We start from the raw sequence: 16,499 nt of genomic DNA on the forward strand, positions 1-16,499 counted from the left end.
TTGATTTTAAAGGGGTCAGGCGTGACGTGCGCCGACGGGAAGCTGTTGATTATTAGCAGGCTTAACAATCAAAGTAAGCCACACTGAGGCAAAAAGTGCTACCCCCATAAATATGTACGAGGTTGACGGGCTGCCGGTTGCGCCGTTCAGATAGCCCACAAACCAGGAGCCGCAGAACGAGCCCAGAGCACCCATGCTGTTGATGAGCGCCATCGCGCCGCCTGCCACATTACGCGGCAGCATCTCCGGGATGATGGCGAAGAACGGGCCATACGGGGCATACATCGCTGCACCGGCAATCACCAGCAGGGTGTAAGATGCCCAGAAGTGGTTGGTACCCACGGCCCAGGAGCCGATAAAGGCAAAGGCAGCAATCAGCAGCAGCGGCCAGACAAACAGTTTACGGTTTTGCAGTTTGTCCGAGGCCCAGGAGGCGATAACCATGGCAATGGTTGCCGCCAGATAAGGCACGGATGACAGCCAGCCCACTTCCACCATGCCGAGGTTTTCGCCGCCGCTGCGGATAATCGATGGCAGCCACAGCACAAAGCCGTACACGCCAATGCTCCAGGTAAAATACTGCGCGCACAGCAAAATGACGTTGCGGGAACGGAAGGCTTCGCCGTAGTTACGTACCGCTTTCAGGCCTTGTTGCTCTTTATCCAGCTGCGCCTGCAAAGCCGCTTTTTCATCCTCAGAGAGCCATTTCGCCTGCGAAGGTTTATCTTTTACCAGCATCCACCAGCAAAATGCCCAGATGACCGCTGGAACCCCTTCGATGATAAACATCTCGCGCCAGCCGAATGACTGGATCAGATAGCCAGATACCACCGACATCCAGAGTACCGTGACCGGGTTACCGAGGATCAAAAAGGTGTTGGCGCGGGAACGCTCAGATTTAGTGAACCAGTTGCTGATATAGATAAGCATTGCTGGCATCACTGCTGCCTCGACCACGCCAAGAATAAAGCGAATGGCGGCCAGGGCAGGAATGTTGTTCACCACGCCGGTCAGCGAAGCGCAGCCGCCCCAGAGGATCAGGCAGATAAAGATAAGCTTACGAACGCTGCGACGTTCGGCGTAGATAGCGCCAGGGATCTGGAAGAAGAAATAGCCGAGGAAGAAAAGGGCACCTAACAGGGAAGAGATACCTTTGGTGATCCCCAGGTCCTCAGTGATGCCCGCGGCGGATGCGAAACTGAAGTTGGCACGATCAAGATACGCCAGGCTGTACGTGATAAACACGATTGGCATGATGTACCACCAGCGTTTTACTGCATTGGTCGAACTGTTCATAGGCTTGCCTCTGTTGTTGAGGTTTGTACCGCCGTTGTATGTAGGGTACACGGTGGTTTGTTTGTTGAGTGCGTTTTCCCCCTCACCCTAAGTGAGGGGGAATGTTTATTCGTTAAGCTGCGCGCGTGTCGGTAGGCCTTCGCTGTCGCCCTGCACCTGAATTGCCAGCGATCCAATTTTATTGCCGCGCGACACCGCCTGATGCAGCGTTTTTCCTTCCAGCAGGGCGCTAATCACCCCCACGGCAAACCCGTCGCCAGCCCCAACGGTGTCGACAACGTTGTCGACTTTTACCGCGGCAACCGCGCCTTGTTCACCTTCGGCAGTTTTAAACCAGGCACCGTCGGCACCGGTTTTCAGCACCACGGCTTTTACCCCTTTGTTCAGATAAAAATCGGCGATCCCTTCCGGCGTTTTTTGGCCGGTGAGGATGATCCCCTCTTTCACACCCGGCAATACCCAGTCAGCCTGGAAAGCCAGATGGTTAAGCTTTTCAACCATTTCGGCTTCACTTTTCCATAGCACCGGACGCAGGTTAGGATCGAAAGAGATCGTTTTCCCCTGCGCTTTCATGGCCGCAGCCGCGTGATCCAGAAGCTCATAAGAGCTGGCGGAGAGCGCTGCCGCCACGCCGCTCAGGTGCAGATGGCGTGAGGAGGCGAAATAGTGGGCGTGATAGTCGTTTACCGACAGATGACTTGCCGCCGAGCCTTTGCGGAAATACTCCACAATGGGATCGGTTCCATTTTCGACTTTAGATTTCAGCTGAAAGCCGGTAGCGAAGCGTGCATCGAGGGTGACACCCGCGGCATCAATCCCCTCTTTCTTCAGCGTATCCAGAACGAAATGGCCAAAACTGTCATCACCCACGCGGCTTACCCAGCCGACGTTCAATCCCAGGCGCGCCAGGCCGGTCGCGACGTTCAGCTCTGCCCCTGCCACGCGTTTGAAAAAGTGCTCTACCGCGCTAAGCTCGCCCGTTTGCGTGGCAACGAACATTGCCATGGCCTCGCCGATGGTGATCACATCCAGCGTCTTGTGCATGATTTACTCCTCGCGCAGCAGATTAACGTAATGACGGGTGACGGCAGCCAGGTCTGGCCCTTCCAGCGGAAACTCGATCCCGCGTGGTGCGTCAGAGGGCAGTTGATTAAGCAATTCCAGCCAGCGTGCGTCGGCGTGGTCCGGCGCAATGGCGCGGAACTGCTGATGATGCGGGACGGCGGCTTTGACATGGATATAACTCACGGCAGGCGCCAGATGGCGGGCGGCTTCTTCTGGCGAATCGCCCACCCACAGCCAGTTGCCCATATCAAATGTCAGCGTCACGGGCAACGACAGCACCCGGCAGGCCGCCTTAAAGCGCTGCATTGGCGCGAGCTGGCCGCAGTCGGTCTGATCGTTTTCGACCACCAGCGCCATGCCACTTTCGTTCAGCAATGTACGCAGCTCCTCAAGCGGCTGCTTATCGCGGAAATGACCCAGTGAAACTTTCAGCCACAAGGCATTGAGCGTGGTGGCCTCGGCGAGATACCGCGAAAGGTCGGGGTTGAGGATCCCGTCAGGCGTGAACAGGGGCGCTGGCGCGGAGTAACAGGCCAGTAAACCCAGCAGCTCAATGGACTCGCCCAGTGCGGGCAGCGCCAGTAATTCTTCGCTGCTGAAAAGCTCACGGCGGACCTCAACGCCGTCGGCACCTGCAGCGGCAATCACCGGAAGCATCGCCCGTTGGCCACCCGCCTGTCGTACCTGATCCGCGCCATATGCGGCGGTGACCACCATTATTTTCCTGCCCATTGCCTGACTCCGTTACAACTCACATCGATAGTATTACGCTAGATGGAACCGGTTCCAAAGAAAAGGGCAGGATGTTGAATTTATGATCGGCATCACGAAGGGGAAATTAACGGGCGGTAGAGCCCCTAATAATCAGCTCGCCAGAGAAGACCTGCTCGTGAATGGCATCGCTAATGCCTTCAATACGGCGGACAACCTGCTCAACCGCGGCATAACCGATTTGCCACGTGGGCTGTTTGAGTGTGGTAATGCCCACGCCAGCCAGCTCAGCCCACTCCAGCTCATCGAACCCCAGCAGGCCAATATCGCTGCCCCAGTGCAGGCCGATACGTTTGAGCGAGCGGGCGACCTGTAGCGTCAGCGCCCCGTTGGCGGAAATCACGGCTTTTCGCATCCCGCGATGGCGGGTGTGGAACTGGCGCAGGATGTTGTCGATCTGTTCGGCTTCGTGCAACGGTGTTTCGGCATTCTCGGCAATCACGCCGGGATAGCGTGCCAGGGTCGCGCGAAATGCCGCCAGCCGATCGCGGCGGGTGTTGACTGTGCCCAGCGGTTCGCTCAGAAACAGAATGGCCTCGAAGCCCTGTTCGACCAGATGCTCGGTAGCTGTGGTGGCTGCCTGAGTGTTATCCAGGCCGACGACATCACAGGCGAATTCCGGGATTTTTCTGTCGATAAGTACCATTGGCAGGGAGGATTGTTGCAGGCGATTGAGGCCTTCTTCACGCATTCCCACGGCATTCACCACAATTCCCTCCACCTGGTAACTGCGCAGCAGATCGAGGTAATGCAGCTCCTGGTCGACTTCGTTATTGGTGTTACACACCAGCGGGGTAAACCCTTTTTCACGGCAGGCCGCTTCAATACCGCTTAACACATTCACGGAGTAGGGGTTGGTGATGTCGGCGATGATAAGCCCGATAAGACGAGTACGGCCATGCTTCAGGCCGCGAGCCATCAGGCTTGGGCGATAATCCAGATCGGCAATGGCTTGCTCAATACGGGCCAGCAGGGCATCAGACAGCAGATGTTTCTCGCCGTTGAGATAGCGTGAAATACTGGTTTTACCGGTTTTGGCGGCTTTTGCTACGTCGCTGATAGTGGCCCGTGCTGATTTGCTCATCGCTGATTTCCCTGAATTGAGTGAGAACACCTTAGCGGGAAAATCTGACGAATCAAGTGATTTGCCCGGTGGCGCTACGCTTACCGGGCCTACATGTCGAACGTAGGCTGGGTAAGGCGAAGCCGCCACCCGGCGCAATGATTACTGCACAGGACTCAGGGTGATCTCTACGCGACGGTTCTGCGCTTTGCCTTCCGCGGTGCTGTTGCTGGCGATAGGATTGGCAGGGCCCATACCTTTGCTGCTGATACGGCTAGCTTCAACGCCCTGGGTAATCAGCGAGCTGGAAACGGCATCGGCACGCTGCTGCGACAGACGGTTGTTGAGATCCAGGCTACCCGTGTTGTCGGTGAAGCCGAACACGTTCACCGCTGTCTTGTTGTACTCTTTCAGCACCATCGCCACGCCGGTCAGGGTGTTTGTACCTGCTGGTTTTAACGTGGAGCTGTTGGAGTCAAAAGTCACGTTGTTTGGCATGTTCAGGATGATGTTATCGCCATTACGCGTCACGCTCACACCGGTTCCCTTCATTTTTTCGCGCAGTTTTGATTCCTGCACATCCATGTAGTAACCCGCGCCGCCACCCAGCGCTGCACCGGCCGCTGCGCCAATCAGCGCACCTTTGCCGCGATCTTTCTTGGATGAGGAGAGTGCGCCAATGCCCGCACCTACCAGCGAACCGAGACCTGCGCCGATGCCCGCTTTTCCTGCTTCGCTTTCACCGGTATAAGGGTTTGTTGTGCAGCCTGAAACAGCCATTGCGCCGCTCACCAGAGCAGCAATTACGAGTACGCGTTTTTTCATCTTATTTCCTTAATCCTTTTTATTCTTTGCCACGACGAGCGTGGCGGTTGATTATGACGTCCAGATACGGAGAAAATTCCGGGTATTACTCTGAAATTTGTGTCAAACCATAAACAGCCTCAATAAGAAGGCCGTAAAACCTGCACGCAACCAGGAGCGCACGCTTGAGCACCTCAACAAAAACGATTCTGACCGCCGCCCACTGGGGCCCGATGCTGGTCGAAACCGATGGCGAAAACGTCTTGTCATCCCGCGGGGCACTGCCTTCGCAACATCCGAACTCGCTTCAGACGGTCGTTCGCGATCAGGTACACAGTAAAACCCGCGTGCGCTGGCCGATGGTCCGCAAAGGGTTTTTGATGTCACCGGATAAACCGCAAGGTATCCGTGGGCAGGATGAGTTTGTGCGTGTGAGCTGGGATGACGCGCTTGCACTGATTCATGCGCAGCATAAACGTATCCGTGAGAGCTATGGTCCATCGTCCATTTTTGCAGGCTCTTATGGCTGGCGTTCGAACGGGGTACTGCACAAAGCCGCTACACTTCTCCAGCGTTATATGAGCCTGGCCGGGGGCTATACCGGGCATCTTGGCGATTATTCGACCGGTGCGGCGCAGGCCATCATGCCGTACGTGGTGGGCGGGAATGAAGTTTACCAGCAGCAGACCAGCTGGCCGCTGGTGCTGGAGCACACCGATGTGGTGGTGCTGTGGAGCGCTAACCCGCTCAATACACTCAAGATTGCGTGGAATGCCACTGACGAGCAGGGCATTCCCTACTTTGATGCGCTGCGTAAAAGCGGTAAGCGCATTATTTGCATCGATCCGATGCGCTCTGAAACCATGGATTTCCTGGGCGACAGCGCCGAATGGATTGCCCCGCACATGGGAACCGATGTGGCGATGATGCTGGGTATTGCGCACACGCTGGTGGAAAACGGCTGGCAGGATGAGGCGTTTCTGGCGCGTTGTACCACCGGTTACGACAAATTCGCAGACTACCTGACGGGCAAAACCGACGGGATCGCCAAAACGGCTGAATGGGCGGCAGATATCTGCGGTGTAAATTCAGAAAAAATCCGCGAGCTTGCGATGTTGTTCCACGAAAATACCACCATGCTGATGTCCGGCTGGGGGATGCAGCGCCAGCAATACGGTGAGCAAAAACACTGGATGCTGGTGACACTCGCCGCAATGCTTGGCCAGATTGGTACGCCGGGTGGCGGTTTTGGGCTCTCTTATCACTTTGCGAACGGCGGAAACCCCACGCGTAAAGCTGCTGTGCTGGCGTCCATGCAGGGTACCGTTCACAACGGCACAGATGCCGTGGATAAAATCCCGGTGGCGCGCATTGTCGAGGCGCTGGAAAACCCAGGCGGGTTTTATCAGCACAACGGCATGGACCGGCACTTCCCGGATATTCGCTTTGTCTGGTGGGCGGGTGGTGCGAACTTTACCCATCATCAGGATACCAACCGTCTTATCCGCGCCTGGCAGAAACCGGAACTGGTGGTGATTTCAGAATGCTTCTGGACTGCTGCCGCCAGGCACGCAGATATCGTTCTGCCTGCCACGACCTCGTTTGAACGTAACGACCTCACCATGACCGGCGATTACAGCAATCAGCATATGGTGCCGATGAAGCGTGTTGTGGCGCCGCGTGATGAAGCGCGCGACGACCTGGATGTCTTTGCCGACCTGAGTGAACTCTGGGAAGAGGGGGGGCGCGAGCGATTCACTGAGGGTAAAACCGATCTGGAATGGCTGGAAACGTTCTACCAGATAGCCAGTCAACGTGGTGCTGCGCAGGGTGTCACATTGCCACCGTTTGCCCGTTTCTGGGAAGCAAATGACATTTTCGAAATGCCGGAGAGCGAGCAGAACGCGCAATTTGTCCGTTTTGCCGATTTCCGTCGTGATCCGCAAAATCATCCGCTTAAGACCGAAAGCGGGAAAATTGAAATCTACAGCCAGCGGATCGCCAGCTTTAATTACGCCGACTGCCCGCCGCATCCTGCATGGCTTGAGCCAGACGAATGGCACGGAAATGCGCAGCCGCAGCAGCTTCAGATACTGTCTGCTCACCCGGCACACCGCTTACACAGCCAGCTTAACTATACCTCGCTGCGTGAACAGTATGCTGTAGCAGGACGCGAGCCGATCACCTTGCATAAAGATGATGCGCAGGCCCGCGGGATTGCGGATGGCGATGTGGTGCGTGTCTGGAATCAGCGCGGGCAAGTGCTGGCGGGTGCCGTGGTAAGTGACGGGATTAGACCTGGTGTTATCTGTATTCACCAGGGAGCCTGGCCAGACCTTGATCTGACCGAAGGCGGTATCTGTAAAAACGGAGCCGTCAACGTGCTCACCAAAGATCTCCCCAGCTCAAAGCTGGGGAATGGGTGCGCCGGAAACACGGCGCTGGCATGGGTTGAGAAATATCAGGGGCCCGAACTTACACTAACGGCGTTTGATCCGCCTGCCAGCTCATGATCCACGTCGGGTGTTGAGTGTCATCCTGCCAGGCGCTGTCTTCAATGCGAAAGCCCTGGGAATGGTAGAAATTCACCGCCCGGACGTTTTTTTGATACACCTCCAGGCTTAGATGCGGGTAGCGCTGCTGAACATAGTTCAGCAGCGCGCGCCCGATGCCTTTCCCGATGAACGCCGGGGCGACAAACAGCGCGCCGACAAACTGCGTCTGCATCACGCTAATGAATCCGCACGGCTGCCCGTCTTCTTCCCAGACCCAGGTTTCTGCCGACGGGAGATAGACGTCACGCACCAGAATTTCATTCTCTTTCCAGTAACCTGGATCAATAAACGGATGCGCCTCGGTGGTGCTTTCAAGCCATAAGCTCAGTAACGGATCTGCATTTTCACTTTGCCATTTGCGGATCATCAACGCCCCCAGGGTGACAGATACAGCCTGTAATATGGTCGTTCACCAGCCCACAGGCCTGCATAAAGGAATAACAGATAGTGGTGCCCACAAATTTAAACCCTCTTTTTTTCAGTGCCTTAGACAGTGCATCTGAAGCGGGGGTCGACGTGGGGATCTCGCCAAGCGTTGCGGCCAGCGTCACTTTTGGGGTGTTGTCCACAAATGACCAGACAAAATCTGAGAACGGCTCGCCGTTTTGCGCCATGGCCAGGTACGCGCGCGCGTTACCGATGATGGCCTGTATTTTGCCGCGATGACGGATAATACCGGCGTCCAGAACCAGCCTTTCTACATCCCCGTCGGTCATTGCCGCGACCTTAACGGGATCAAACTGATGGAAGGCTGCGCGGTAGTTTTCACGCTTCTTCAGAACGGTTATCCAGGAAAGACCGGCTTGCTGGCCTTCCAGACAGATCATCTCAAAGAGTTTTTTGCCGTCTTTTTCCGGCACACCCCATTCCTGATCGTGATAGTCGATATAGAGCTGATCCTGGCTTACCCAGCCGCAACGTTGCATAGGTTATCTCCCTTATTGATACTGAAATCGCAAAAATTTCAATCTTTCAGGCTTGACGTGTCTGCTAAAGAGACAATAGTTAATACAGGGCTTCGCCCTAATACCTCTTCTTAAACAATGATAAATATCGCCGAATTCGGCTCTGTCTGGAGTCGCTTTGATGATGATAAAAAAAATCAGTGGCTGCCGTGCTTTTTTTGGCCTGGCAGGTGTCTCAGCCTGTTTATTTTCCTGTAACACCGTGTTGGCCTGGCAACAGGAATATATCGTTTCAGATACACAAAGCAATACGGCGGAACGCTATACATGGGACGCCGATCACCAACCACGTTATGACGATATTCTCGCTGAGCGTATTAAGACGTCGCAGAATGTGCCTGGGCTCGCCCTGACTCTCCCATCTGACTCGACGTCCGAACCCCCTGGCTCTATGAGCCTGGGATGGCATTTCCCTGTCACCAACCATATCACCACCGGGCCTGTTGTGGCATGGCGTTACGATGGTTCGGCACCCAACATGTACAACGAGTTTGGTGATAGCGCCACAACGCAATCGCTGACCGACCCACTCTGGCACGCAAGCGTCAGCTCGCTTGGCTGGCGAGTGGATACGCAATATGGCGATCTGCGCCCCTGGGCACAGATTAGCTATAACCAGCAGTTTGGTGAAAATCAGTGGAAATCGCAGTTTGGCATGTCTCAGACGCCTGCGCCGATGCAGTACGGCAACTGGGTGGATGTGACTGTCGGTGCCGATGTACTGCTTAACCCGCATATGGCAGCGTATGCCTCGTTATCCCAGGCGGATAACACCACTGCCGGCGAAGACTTTTTGTATACCCTGGGTGTGAGTGCAAAATTTTAGGGTTGTTACTTTTTTCAACGATGCGATAACATCTTTGGCACAATAACGGTCGGGGTTGCAGCGATAGTATGTACTAACACGCTTTCGCTCCAGACCCCGGCAAGGTCATTCATTCCTGATTCCAGGCATTTCATTCCGTCTCTCCTGCATTTCATGCCGTTTTCCCCCAGGTGTTTTAAGGTTTTGTTTATCGTTGTCCCAAGCGTTTTCCCTTAATTTCTCTTGCAGGACAACTGCCATGAACACATCAACATACAACCGCACTCGCTGGCTGACCTTATTTGGCACCATCGTGACTCAGTTTGCGCTGGGTTCGGTCTATACCTGGAGCCTGTTTAACAGTGCTCTTTCCGATAAGCTCGGCGCGCCGGTGAGCCAGGTGGCGTTTTCCTTTGGCTTATTGAGCCTCGGCCTGGCGCTTTCCTCCTCGGTGGCGGGCAAGTTGCAGGAACGTTTTGGTGTTAAGCGTGTCACCATGGCCTCCGGCATTCTGTTAGGCGTGGGCTTTTTCCTGACGGCACACTCCAGCAACCTGATGATGCTGTGGCTGAGCGCCGGGGTGTTGGTGGGGCTGGCAGACGGTGCGGGTTATCTGCTGACGCTGTCAAACTGTGTGAAATGGTTCCCGGAACGCAAGGGGTTAATTTCTGCCTTTGCTATCGGCTCTTATGGCCTGGGCAGCCTCGGCTTCAAGTTTATCGATTCGCATCTGCTGGCCTCTGTGGGTCTTGAGAAAACCTTCATGATCTGGGGCGTTATCGTGCTGGTTATGATTCTGTTCGGGGCAACCCTGATGAAAGATGCGCCTCAGCAGGAAGTGAAATCCGTCAATGGGGTGATGGAAAATGACTTCACCCTGGTACAATCCATGCGTAAACCACAGTACTGGATGCTGGCCGTCATGTTCCTGACGGCCTGTATGAGCGGTCTGTATGTGATTGGCGTGGCGAAAGATATTGCTCAGGGGATGGTGAAACTCGATGCGCTCACCGCCGCTAACGCGGTAACTGTTATCTCTATCGCTAACCTGTCCGGCCGTCTGGTGCTGGGTATTCTGTCCGATAAAATTGCCCGTATCCGCGTGATCACCATTGGTCAGGTGGTATCGCTGGTGGGAATGGCGGCGCTGCTCTTTGCGCCACTGAATGAAGCCACGTTCTTTGCAGCGATTGCCTGTGTTGCGTTCAACTTTGGCGGCACCATCACCGTATTCCCGTCACTGGTGAGTGAGTTCTTTGGCCTGAATAACCTGGCGAAAAACTACGGTGTGATTTACTTAGGGTTTGGTATCGGCAGCATTTGTGGCTCGCTGATTGCCTCACTGTTTGGCGGGTTCTATGTGACCTTCTGTGTCATTTTCGCATTACTGATTATTTCGCTGGCGCTGTCGACAACGATTCGTCAGCCGCAACGCGAAGTATTTACCGAAGCACATGCGTAATGCATAAGAAAAAAGGCCGGTGTTCCGGCCTTTTTATTGCCTGTAAAACCGCGACTTAGACGAAAATGTCTACATTCGTATTTGATTTTTTGTAAATAACTGTTCCGATCACATTCTCTGCTGCCACTTTTTCCTTTCCCTGTGGTCTACTGACCACGCTTGTAGGCGTTTCTGATAACGATTCCCTGAGCGAATATTTAATCTGTTCACATTTAGTTCAAAGGCGGACGGCTTTACTGTCCCTTTTTCCGGGTAGGTTGCATGAAATACATTAAATCGATGGCGCAACAAAAGCTGAGCTTTTTGCTGGCGTTGTACATCGGCCTGTTTATGAATGGCGCAGTGTTTTTCCGTCGGTTTGACGGTTACGCGCAGGATTTTACCGCCTGGAAAGGAATTGCAGCGGTTGTTGAACTGGTCGCTGCTGTACTGGCTACGTTTTGTTTGCTGCGCGTGCTCTCACTGTTTGGGCGGCGTGTGTGGCGGGTTCTGGCATCGTTTGTTGTGCTGTGTTCGGCGGGTGCCAGCTATTACATGACCTTTATGAACGTGGTGATTGGCTACGGCATTATTGCCTCGGTCATGACCACGGACATCGACCTGTCGAAAGAAGTGGTTGGCCTGCACTTTGTGCTCTGGCTGCTGGCGGTTAGTGCATTGCCGTTGCTGCTTATCTGGAGCAACCGCTGCCGCTACACCTTAATACACCAAATTCGCACACCGGGGCAGCGTATCCGTAGCGTCGCGCTGGTGCTGCTGGCGGGGCTGATGGTCTGGGGACCGATTCGCCTGCTGGAAGTGAAACAGAAGTATGACGAGCGTACCTCTGGCGTGGATATGCCAAGCTACGGCGGCGTTGTCGCGAACTCTTATCTGCCTTCTAACTGGATCTCTGCGCTGGGGCTGTATGCCTGGGCACAGGTGGATGAATCCTCCGATAATAAATCGCTGATGAACCCGGCGAAGAAGTTCTCCTATGTAGCGCCGAAAGATATTGATGACACTTATGTCGTCTTTATTATTGGTGAAACGACCCGCTGGGATCATATGGGTCTCCTCGGTTATGACCGCGATACCACGCCGAAACTGGCTCAGGAGAAAAACCTGGTTGCGTATCGTGGCTACTCTTGCGATACGGCGACAAAGCTTTCCCTGCGCTGCATGTTTGTGCGTGAGGGTGGGGCAAGTGATAACCCGCAGCGTACGCTCAAGGAACAGAACGTTTTCTCGGTGCTTCGCCAGCTTGGGTTCTCGTCCGATCTTTATGCGATGCAAAGCGAGATGTGGTTCTACAGCAACACGATGGCGCAGAACATTGCCTACCGTGAGCAGATTGGTGCAGAGCCGCGTAACCGTGGCAAGAATGTCGATGACATGCTGCTGATCGACGAGATGAAAAACTCGCTGAACGGTAATCCTGATGGCAAGCACATGATTATTCTGCATACCAAAGGCTCGCACTTTAACTACACCCAGCGTTATCCGCGTAGCTTTGCGAAGTGGACGCCAGAGTGTGTCGGAGTGGATAAAGACTGTACCAAAGAGCAGTTGATTAACTCCTTCGATAACTCGGTGACCTACGTTGACCACTTTATTGATACCGTGATTGACCAGGTGCGTGATAAGAAAGCGATTGTGTTCTATGCCTCTGACCATGGTGAGTCGATCAATGAGTTCGAGCACCTGCACGGTACGCCGCGCAAGATGGCGCCACCGGAGCAGTTCCGCGTGCCAATGATGGTGTGGATGTCGGATAAGTATCTGGAAGACCCGGAAAAAGCGAAGATGTTTGCGCACCTGAAAACAGAGGCGGAAATGAAAGTGCCGCGTCGTCACGTTGAGCTGTACGACACCATTTTGGGTTGCCTGGGGTATACCTCACCCGACGGTGGCATTAACGAAAATAACAACTGGTGTAAACTCCCCAATAACACCACAAAAGCCGCGCAATAGCTCGACTGGCGAGTTTATCGCCAGTTGAATGGCTTTTTTAATTTAGGGGATTGACGGGGGCGCACCTCAGCAGTAAGATGCGCTCCGCATTCGGCGAGTAGCGCAGCTTGGTAGCGCAACTGGTTTGGGACCAGTGGGTCGGAGGTTCGAATCCTCTCTCGCCGACCACATTCGAAACCCTGCTCTTTGAGCAGGGTTTTTTGCATCTGAAGCTTGTGAGGATGAGAATCTCCGGGGAAGGAGGTTCGACCCGAGCGGGGCGAGGGAACGTTGCTTTAGCAACGGCCCGAAGGGCGAGCCACGCAGTGGCGAGTCATCCTCTCTCGCCGACCACATTCTGAAAAGGGCTAACCGCAAGGTTAGCCCTTTTTGCATTAGCGGGTTATTCATCCCGATTGTCTAAAACGCCCCTTATCCTTGCTTCAACCTGCCTGTTAACGATTTTGTGACATAATCCATTGTATTTTTTTATATATAGATTGATCTTTTTTCGCGTTGCTTATGGATAACCTCAGCATTTTTCGCTGTGCGTTTTAACGTTCGCGGTATTTAGTGCTCAGATAATCACCATTCTGCAAGAAAATTTACCCAATCTGAATAAAAGTTAATCACTGCATGTTGCAGAATATGAAGATATTTGTGCTGCAACATAGCGAGTAGCATAAATTTCCCTGCTGAAAACTGGCGCCTAAAGTTTTTTTAATCTTTGTTTGCGGTTTCGCACACTCAGCGTAAATCCCCGTCACCTGTATTGACGTTTTCACATTCTGTTGACAGATTGTAGGGCACGAGGGGCATTTCAGGGAGGATCTGCGCTGCAACTCAAAGGCTCTTCTGAAAGGATTCTCCATCCCTTTAACGCCTTCGGGCATCACCGACCGGACCGGGTAAAAAATAAATAAAGGTCAGGCGGCGTAACACAACAAAGCAAAACATCACATTGGAGCAGAATAATGAGTATTTCCTTGAAGAAGTCAGGGATGCTGAAGCTTGGTCTGAGCCTGGTGGCTCTGACCGTCGCAGCAAGCGTACAGGCAAAAACCCTGGTTTATTGTTCTGAAGGCTCGCCGGAAGGCTTTAACCCACAGCTCTTTACCTCTGGTACAACGTACGACGCAAGCTCTGTACCTATCTATAACCGTCTGGTTGAATTCAAAACCGGGACTACGGAAGTGATTCCAGGTCTGGCCGAGAAGTGGGAAGTCAGCGAAGACGGCAAAACCTATACCTTCCATTTACGCCAGGGCGTGAAGTGGCAGGACAGCAAAGAATTCAAACCAACGCGCGACTTTAACGCCGATGACGTTGTGTTCTCCTTCGACCGTCAGAAAAACGCTCAGAACCCGTACCACAAAGTGTCTGGCGGCAGCTATGAATACTTCGAAGGGATGGGTCTGCCAGATCTGATCTCTGAAGTGAAAAAAGTTGACGACAAAACTGTTCAGTTCGTGCTGACTCGCCCGGAAGCACCATTCCTGGCTGACCTGGCAATGGACTTCGCATCTATTCTGTCTAAAGAATATGCGGACAACATGCTGAAAGCGGGTACCCCGGAAAAAGTGGACCTGGATCCAATCGGTACTGGCCCATTCCAGCTGCTGCAATACCAGAAAGATTCTCGCATTCTGTATAAAGCGTTCCCTGGATACTGGGGTACTAAACCTCAGATCGACCGCCTGGTGTTCTCCATCACACCTGACGCCTCTGTGCGTTATGCAAAACTGCAGAAAAACGAGTGCCAGGTTATGCCATACCCGAACCCGGCTGATATCGCACGTATGAAGCAGGACAAAAACATCAATCTGCTGGAGCAGGCTGGCCTGAACGTGGGCTATCTCTCCTTCAACACCGAGAAGAAACCGTTTGATGATGTGAAAGTCCGTCAGGCGCTGACTTACGCGGTGAACAAAGAAGCGATCATCAAAGCGGTTTATCAGGGTGCAGGCGTTGCCGCTAAGAACCTGATCCCACCAACAATGTGGGGCTACAATGACGACGTTAAAGACTACACCTACGATCCTGAGAAAGCGAAAGCGCTGCTGAAAGAAGCAGGCCATGAAAAAGGCTTCACCGTTGAGTTGTGGGCGATGCCAGTACAGCGTCCTTACAACCCGAACGCACGCCGTATGGCTGAAATGGTTCAGGCTGACTGGGCTAAGATCGGCGTTCAGGCCAAGATTGTGACCTACGAGTGGGGCGAGTATCTGAAACGCGCCAAAGCAGGCGAGCATCAGGCTGTGATGATGGGCTGGACCGGTGACAATGGGGATCCAGACAACTTCTTCGCAACCCTGTTCAGCTGTGCTGCTGCGAAAGACGGTTCCAACTACTCTCGCTGGTGCTACAAGCCGTTTGAAGATCTGATTCAGCCGGCACGTGCGACCGACGATCACAACAAGCGTATTGAACTGTACAAGCAAGCTCAGGTTGTCATGCACGATCAGGCTCCAGCGCTGATTGTTGCTCACTCCACCGTGTACGAGCCAGTGCGTAAAGAAGTTAAAGGCTACGTGGTTGATCCACTGGGCAAACACCACTTCGAAAACGTATCTGTTGAATAATTAAAAGCAACGCCAGGCGGCGCTGCGCTTGCACTGGCCTACGGTATGTAGGCCGGGTAAGCGTAGCGCCACCCGGCAGCAGTGCTTTATTCCCTCTCTGAAAGGGGAGGGAATAAGATTTGTGAGCAATACAGACGTCACGCTGTTTGTCGTGCGTCATCAGAGAGAATCCGGGTTATGTTGCAGTTCATCCTCCGACGTCTGGGACTTGTTATCCCCACGTTTATCGGTATCACCCTTCTCACTTTTGCCTTCGTTCATATGATCCCCGGCGACCCGGTAATGATTATGGCGGGCGAGCGTGGTATTTCCCCTGAGCGCCATGCACAGTTGCTGGCTGAGCTTGGTCTGAACAAGCCGCTGTGGCAGCAATACCTCAACTATATCTGGGGTGTGTTGCACGGTGACTTAGGTATTTCCCTGAAAAGCCGTCTTCCGGTGTGGGACGAGTTCGTGCCGCGTTTTAAAGCGACGCTGGAACTTGGTGTCTGCGCCATGATTTTTGCCACCGCGGTGGGTATTCCGGTCGGTGTACTGGCTGCCGTTAAGCGTGGTTCTATTTTCGATCATACTGCTGTTGGTCTGGCGCTGACCGGCTACTCCATGCCTATCTTCTGGTGGGGCATGATGCTGATTATGCTGGTGTCGGTGCAGTGGAACCTGACGCCGGTTTCCGGGCGCGTCAGCGATATGGTTTTCCTTGATGACTCCAATCCGTTGACCGGCTTTATGCTGATCGACACGGCCATCTGGGGTGAGCCGGGTAACTTTATCGATGCAGTGGCCCACATGATCCTGCCTGCAATGGTGCTGGGCACTATTCCTCTGGCTGTTATCGTGCGTATGACCCGCTCATCCATGCTGGAAGTGCTGGGCGAGGACTACATCCGTACTGCCCGCGCGAAAGGCCTGACCCGGATGCGCGTCATCATCGTTCACGCGCTGCGTAACGCCATGCTGCCGGTTGTTACCGTTATCGGTTTGCAGGTGGGGACGTTGCTGGCAGGGGCGATCCTGACCGAGACTATCTTCTCCTGGCCGGGGCTTGGACGTTGGCTGATTGATGCGCTACAACGCCGTGACTATCCGGTGGTGCAGGGCGGTGTGCTGCTGGTTGCGACGATGATCATCCTCGTCAACCTGCTGGTCGATTTGCTGTACGGCGTGGTGAACCCGCGTATTCGTCATAAGAAGTAAGG

At 53.9% G+C, this 16,499-nt stretch carries 13 protein-coding genes, 1 tRNA gene and 1 other RNA gene; 8 read left to right on the forward strand and 7 right to left on the reverse strand.

What is annotated here, in order from left to right:
• Positions 1 to 15: 15 nt before the first annotated feature.
• The 5 genes from ACT9TW_RS06255 to ACT9TW_RS06275 all read right to left on the reverse strand — a co-directional run bounded on the left by ACT9TW_RS06255 (position 16) and on the right by ACT9TW_RS06275 (position 5,020).
• Positions 16 to 1,296 carry an MFS transporter gene (locus ACT9TW_RS06255; RefSeq protein ID WP_182063230.1) on the reverse strand — a complete coding sequence of 427 codons (1,281 nt, stop codon included), beginning with the start codon at positions 1,294 to 1,296 and terminating at the stop codon, positions 16 to 18.
• Positions 1,297 to 1,401: 105 nt separating this feature from the next.
• On the reverse strand, positions 1,402 to 2,340 hold the full coding sequence (locus ACT9TW_RS06260) for a sugar kinase (protein ID WP_446491905.1): 939 nt from the start codon (positions 2,338 to 2,340) through the stop codon (positions 1,402 to 1,404).
• A gap of 3 nt (positions 2,341 to 2,343) precedes the next feature.
• On the reverse strand, positions 2,344 to 3,093 hold the full coding sequence (locus tag ACT9TW_RS06265; RefSeq protein WP_446491906.1) for a sugar phosphate isomerase/epimerase family protein: 750 nt from the start codon (positions 3,091 to 3,093) through the stop codon (positions 2,344 to 2,346).
• Between the two features lie 106 nt (positions 3,094 to 3,199).
• On the reverse strand, positions 3,200 to 4,216 hold the full coding sequence (locus tag ACT9TW_RS06270) for a LacI family DNA-binding transcriptional regulator (protein ID WP_182063233.1): 1,017 nt from the start codon (positions 4,214 to 4,216) through the stop codon (positions 3,200 to 3,202).
• Between the two features lie 141 nt (positions 4,217 to 4,357).
• Entirely contained in the window at positions 4,358 to 5,020 is a 663-nt protein-coding gene (locus ACT9TW_RS06275) for an OmpA family lipoprotein (RefSeq protein WP_446491907.1), read from the reverse strand.
• Positions 5,021 to 5,232: 212 nt separating this feature from the next.
• Here ACT9TW_RS06275 and ACT9TW_RS06280 point away from each other — a divergent pair, with 212 nt between their 5' ends.
• A complete protein-coding gene (locus ACT9TW_RS06280) occupies positions 5,233 to 7,512 on the forward strand; it encodes a molybdopterin guanine dinucleotide-containing S/N-oxide reductase (RefSeq protein ID WP_446492689.1) in 2,280 nt (759 codons plus the stop codon).
• Here the strand turns inward: ACT9TW_RS06280 and ACT9TW_RS06285 are convergent.
• Both ACT9TW_RS06285 and tag read right to left on the reverse strand, forming a co-directional pair.
• Positions 7,475 to 7,921 (reverse strand): N-acetyltransferase, encoded by a 447-nt coding sequence (locus tag ACT9TW_RS06285; RefSeq protein ID WP_446491908.1) that lies wholly within the window; start codon positions 7,919 to 7,921, stop codon positions 7,475 to 7,477. The two genes, ACT9TW_RS06280 and ACT9TW_RS06285, sit on opposite strands and share 38 nt — an antisense overlap.
• Positions 7,899 to 8,480: a DNA-3-methyladenine glycosylase I gene (gene tag / locus ACT9TW_RS06290; RefSeq protein ID WP_446491909.1), complete on the reverse strand. Its 582-nt coding sequence runs from the start codon at positions 8,478 to 8,480 to the stop codon at positions 7,899 to 7,901. Before tag ends, ACT9TW_RS06285 begins: the two co-directional genes overlap by 23 nt.
• 160 nt (positions 8,481 to 8,640) lie before the next feature.
• On the opposite strand from tag, the gene ACT9TW_RS06295 reads away from it, so the two are divergent.
• The 7 genes from ACT9TW_RS06295 (at position 8,641) to dppB (ending at position 16,497) form a co-directional block, all read left to right on the forward strand.
• On the forward strand, positions 8,641 to 9,345 hold the full coding sequence (locus tag ACT9TW_RS06295; RefSeq protein WP_446491910.1) for an autotransporter domain-containing protein: 705 nt from the start codon (positions 8,641 to 8,643) through the stop codon (positions 9,343 to 9,345).
• A gap of 238 nt (positions 9,346 to 9,583) precedes the next feature.
• Positions 9,584 to 10,786 (forward strand): L-lactate MFS transporter, encoded by a 1,203-nt coding sequence (locus tag ACT9TW_RS06300; RefSeq protein WP_446491911.1) that lies wholly within the window; start codon positions 9,584 to 9,586, stop codon positions 10,784 to 10,786.
• Positions 10,787 to 11,047: 261 nt separating this feature from the next.
• The gene (eptB, locus tag ACT9TW_RS06305) at positions 11,048 to 12,739 is read left to right on the forward strand and encodes a kdo(2)-lipid A phosphoethanolamine 7''-transferase (protein WP_446491912.1); all 1,692 of its coding nucleotides are present in this window, start codon (positions 11,048 to 11,050) and stop codon (positions 12,737 to 12,739) included.
• A gap of 91 nt (positions 12,740 to 12,830) precedes the next feature.
• Positions 12,831 to 12,907 (forward strand) — tRNA-Pro (locus tag ACT9TW_RS06310).
• Between the two features lie 32 nt (positions 12,908 to 12,939).
• A non-coding RNA gene (locus tag ACT9TW_RS06315) (RtT sRNA) lies at positions 12,940 to 13,072 on the forward strand.
• Between the two features lie 620 nt (positions 13,073 to 13,692).
• Positions 13,693 to 15,300, forward strand: a complete 1,608-nt coding sequence (dppA, locus tag ACT9TW_RS06320; RefSeq protein WP_182063241.1) for a dipeptide ABC transporter periplasmic-binding protein DppA — start codon at positions 13,693 to 13,695, stop codon at positions 15,298 to 15,300.
• A gap of 177 nt (positions 15,301 to 15,477) precedes the next feature.
• Positions 15,478 to 16,497, forward strand: coding sequence for a dipeptide ABC transporter permease DppB (gene dppB / locus ACT9TW_RS06325; protein ID WP_014068443.1), 1,020 nt, complete (start codon positions 15,478 to 15,480; stop codon positions 16,495 to 16,497).
• Positions 16,498 to 16,499 lie beyond the last annotated feature (2 nt).

The sequence above is a fragment of the Enterobacter sp. C4G1 genome, from assembly GCF_052886895.1.

Coding starts and splice junctions, on each gene's coding strand:
- ACT9TW_RS06280 (WP_446492689.1), top strand. CDS start 5,233: ATGCTGGTCGAAACCGATGGCGAAAACGTCTTGTCATCCCGCGGGGCA.
- dppA (WP_182063241.1), top strand. CDS start 13,693: ATGAGTATTTCCTTGAAGAAGTCAGGGATGCTGAAGCTTGGTCTGAGC.
- ACT9TW_RS06260 (WP_446491905.1), bottom strand. CDS start 2,340: ATGCACAAGACGCTGGATGTGATCACCATCGGCGAGGCCATGGCAATG.
- ACT9TW_RS06255 (WP_182063230.1), bottom strand. CDS start 1,296: ATGAACAGTTCGACCAATGCAGTAAAACGCTGGTGGTACATCATGCCA.
- ACT9TW_RS06265 (WP_446491906.1), bottom strand. CDS start 3,093: ATGGGCAGGAAAATAATGGTGGTCACCGCCGCATATGGCGCGGATCAG.
- ACT9TW_RS06295 (WP_446491910.1), top strand. CDS start 8,641: ATGATGATAAAAAAAATCAGTGGCTGCCGTGCTTTTTTTGGCCTGGCA.
- ACT9TW_RS06285 (WP_446491908.1), bottom strand. CDS start 7,921: ATGATCCGCAAATGGCAAAGTGAAAATGCAGATCCGTTACTGAGCTTA.
- ACT9TW_RS06300 (WP_446491911.1), top strand. CDS start 9,584: ATGAACACATCAACATACAACCGCACTCGCTGGCTGACCTTATTTGGC.
- dppB (WP_014068443.1), top strand. CDS start 15,478: ATGTTGCAGTTCATCCTCCGACGTCTGGGACTTGTTATCCCCACGTTT.
- eptB (WP_446491912.1), top strand. CDS start 11,048: ATGAAATACATTAAATCGATGGCGCAACAAAAGCTGAGCTTTTTGCTG.
- tag (WP_446491909.1), bottom strand. CDS start 8,480: ATGCAACGTTGCGGCTGGGTAAGCCAGGATCAGCTCTATATCGACTAT.
- ACT9TW_RS06270 (WP_182063233.1), bottom strand. CDS start 4,216: ATGAGCAAATCAGCACGGGCCACTATCAGCGACGTAGCAAAAGCCGCC.
- ACT9TW_RS06275 (WP_446491907.1), bottom strand. CDS start 5,020: ATGAAAAAACGCGTACTCGTAATTGCTGCTCTGGTGAGCGGCGCAATG.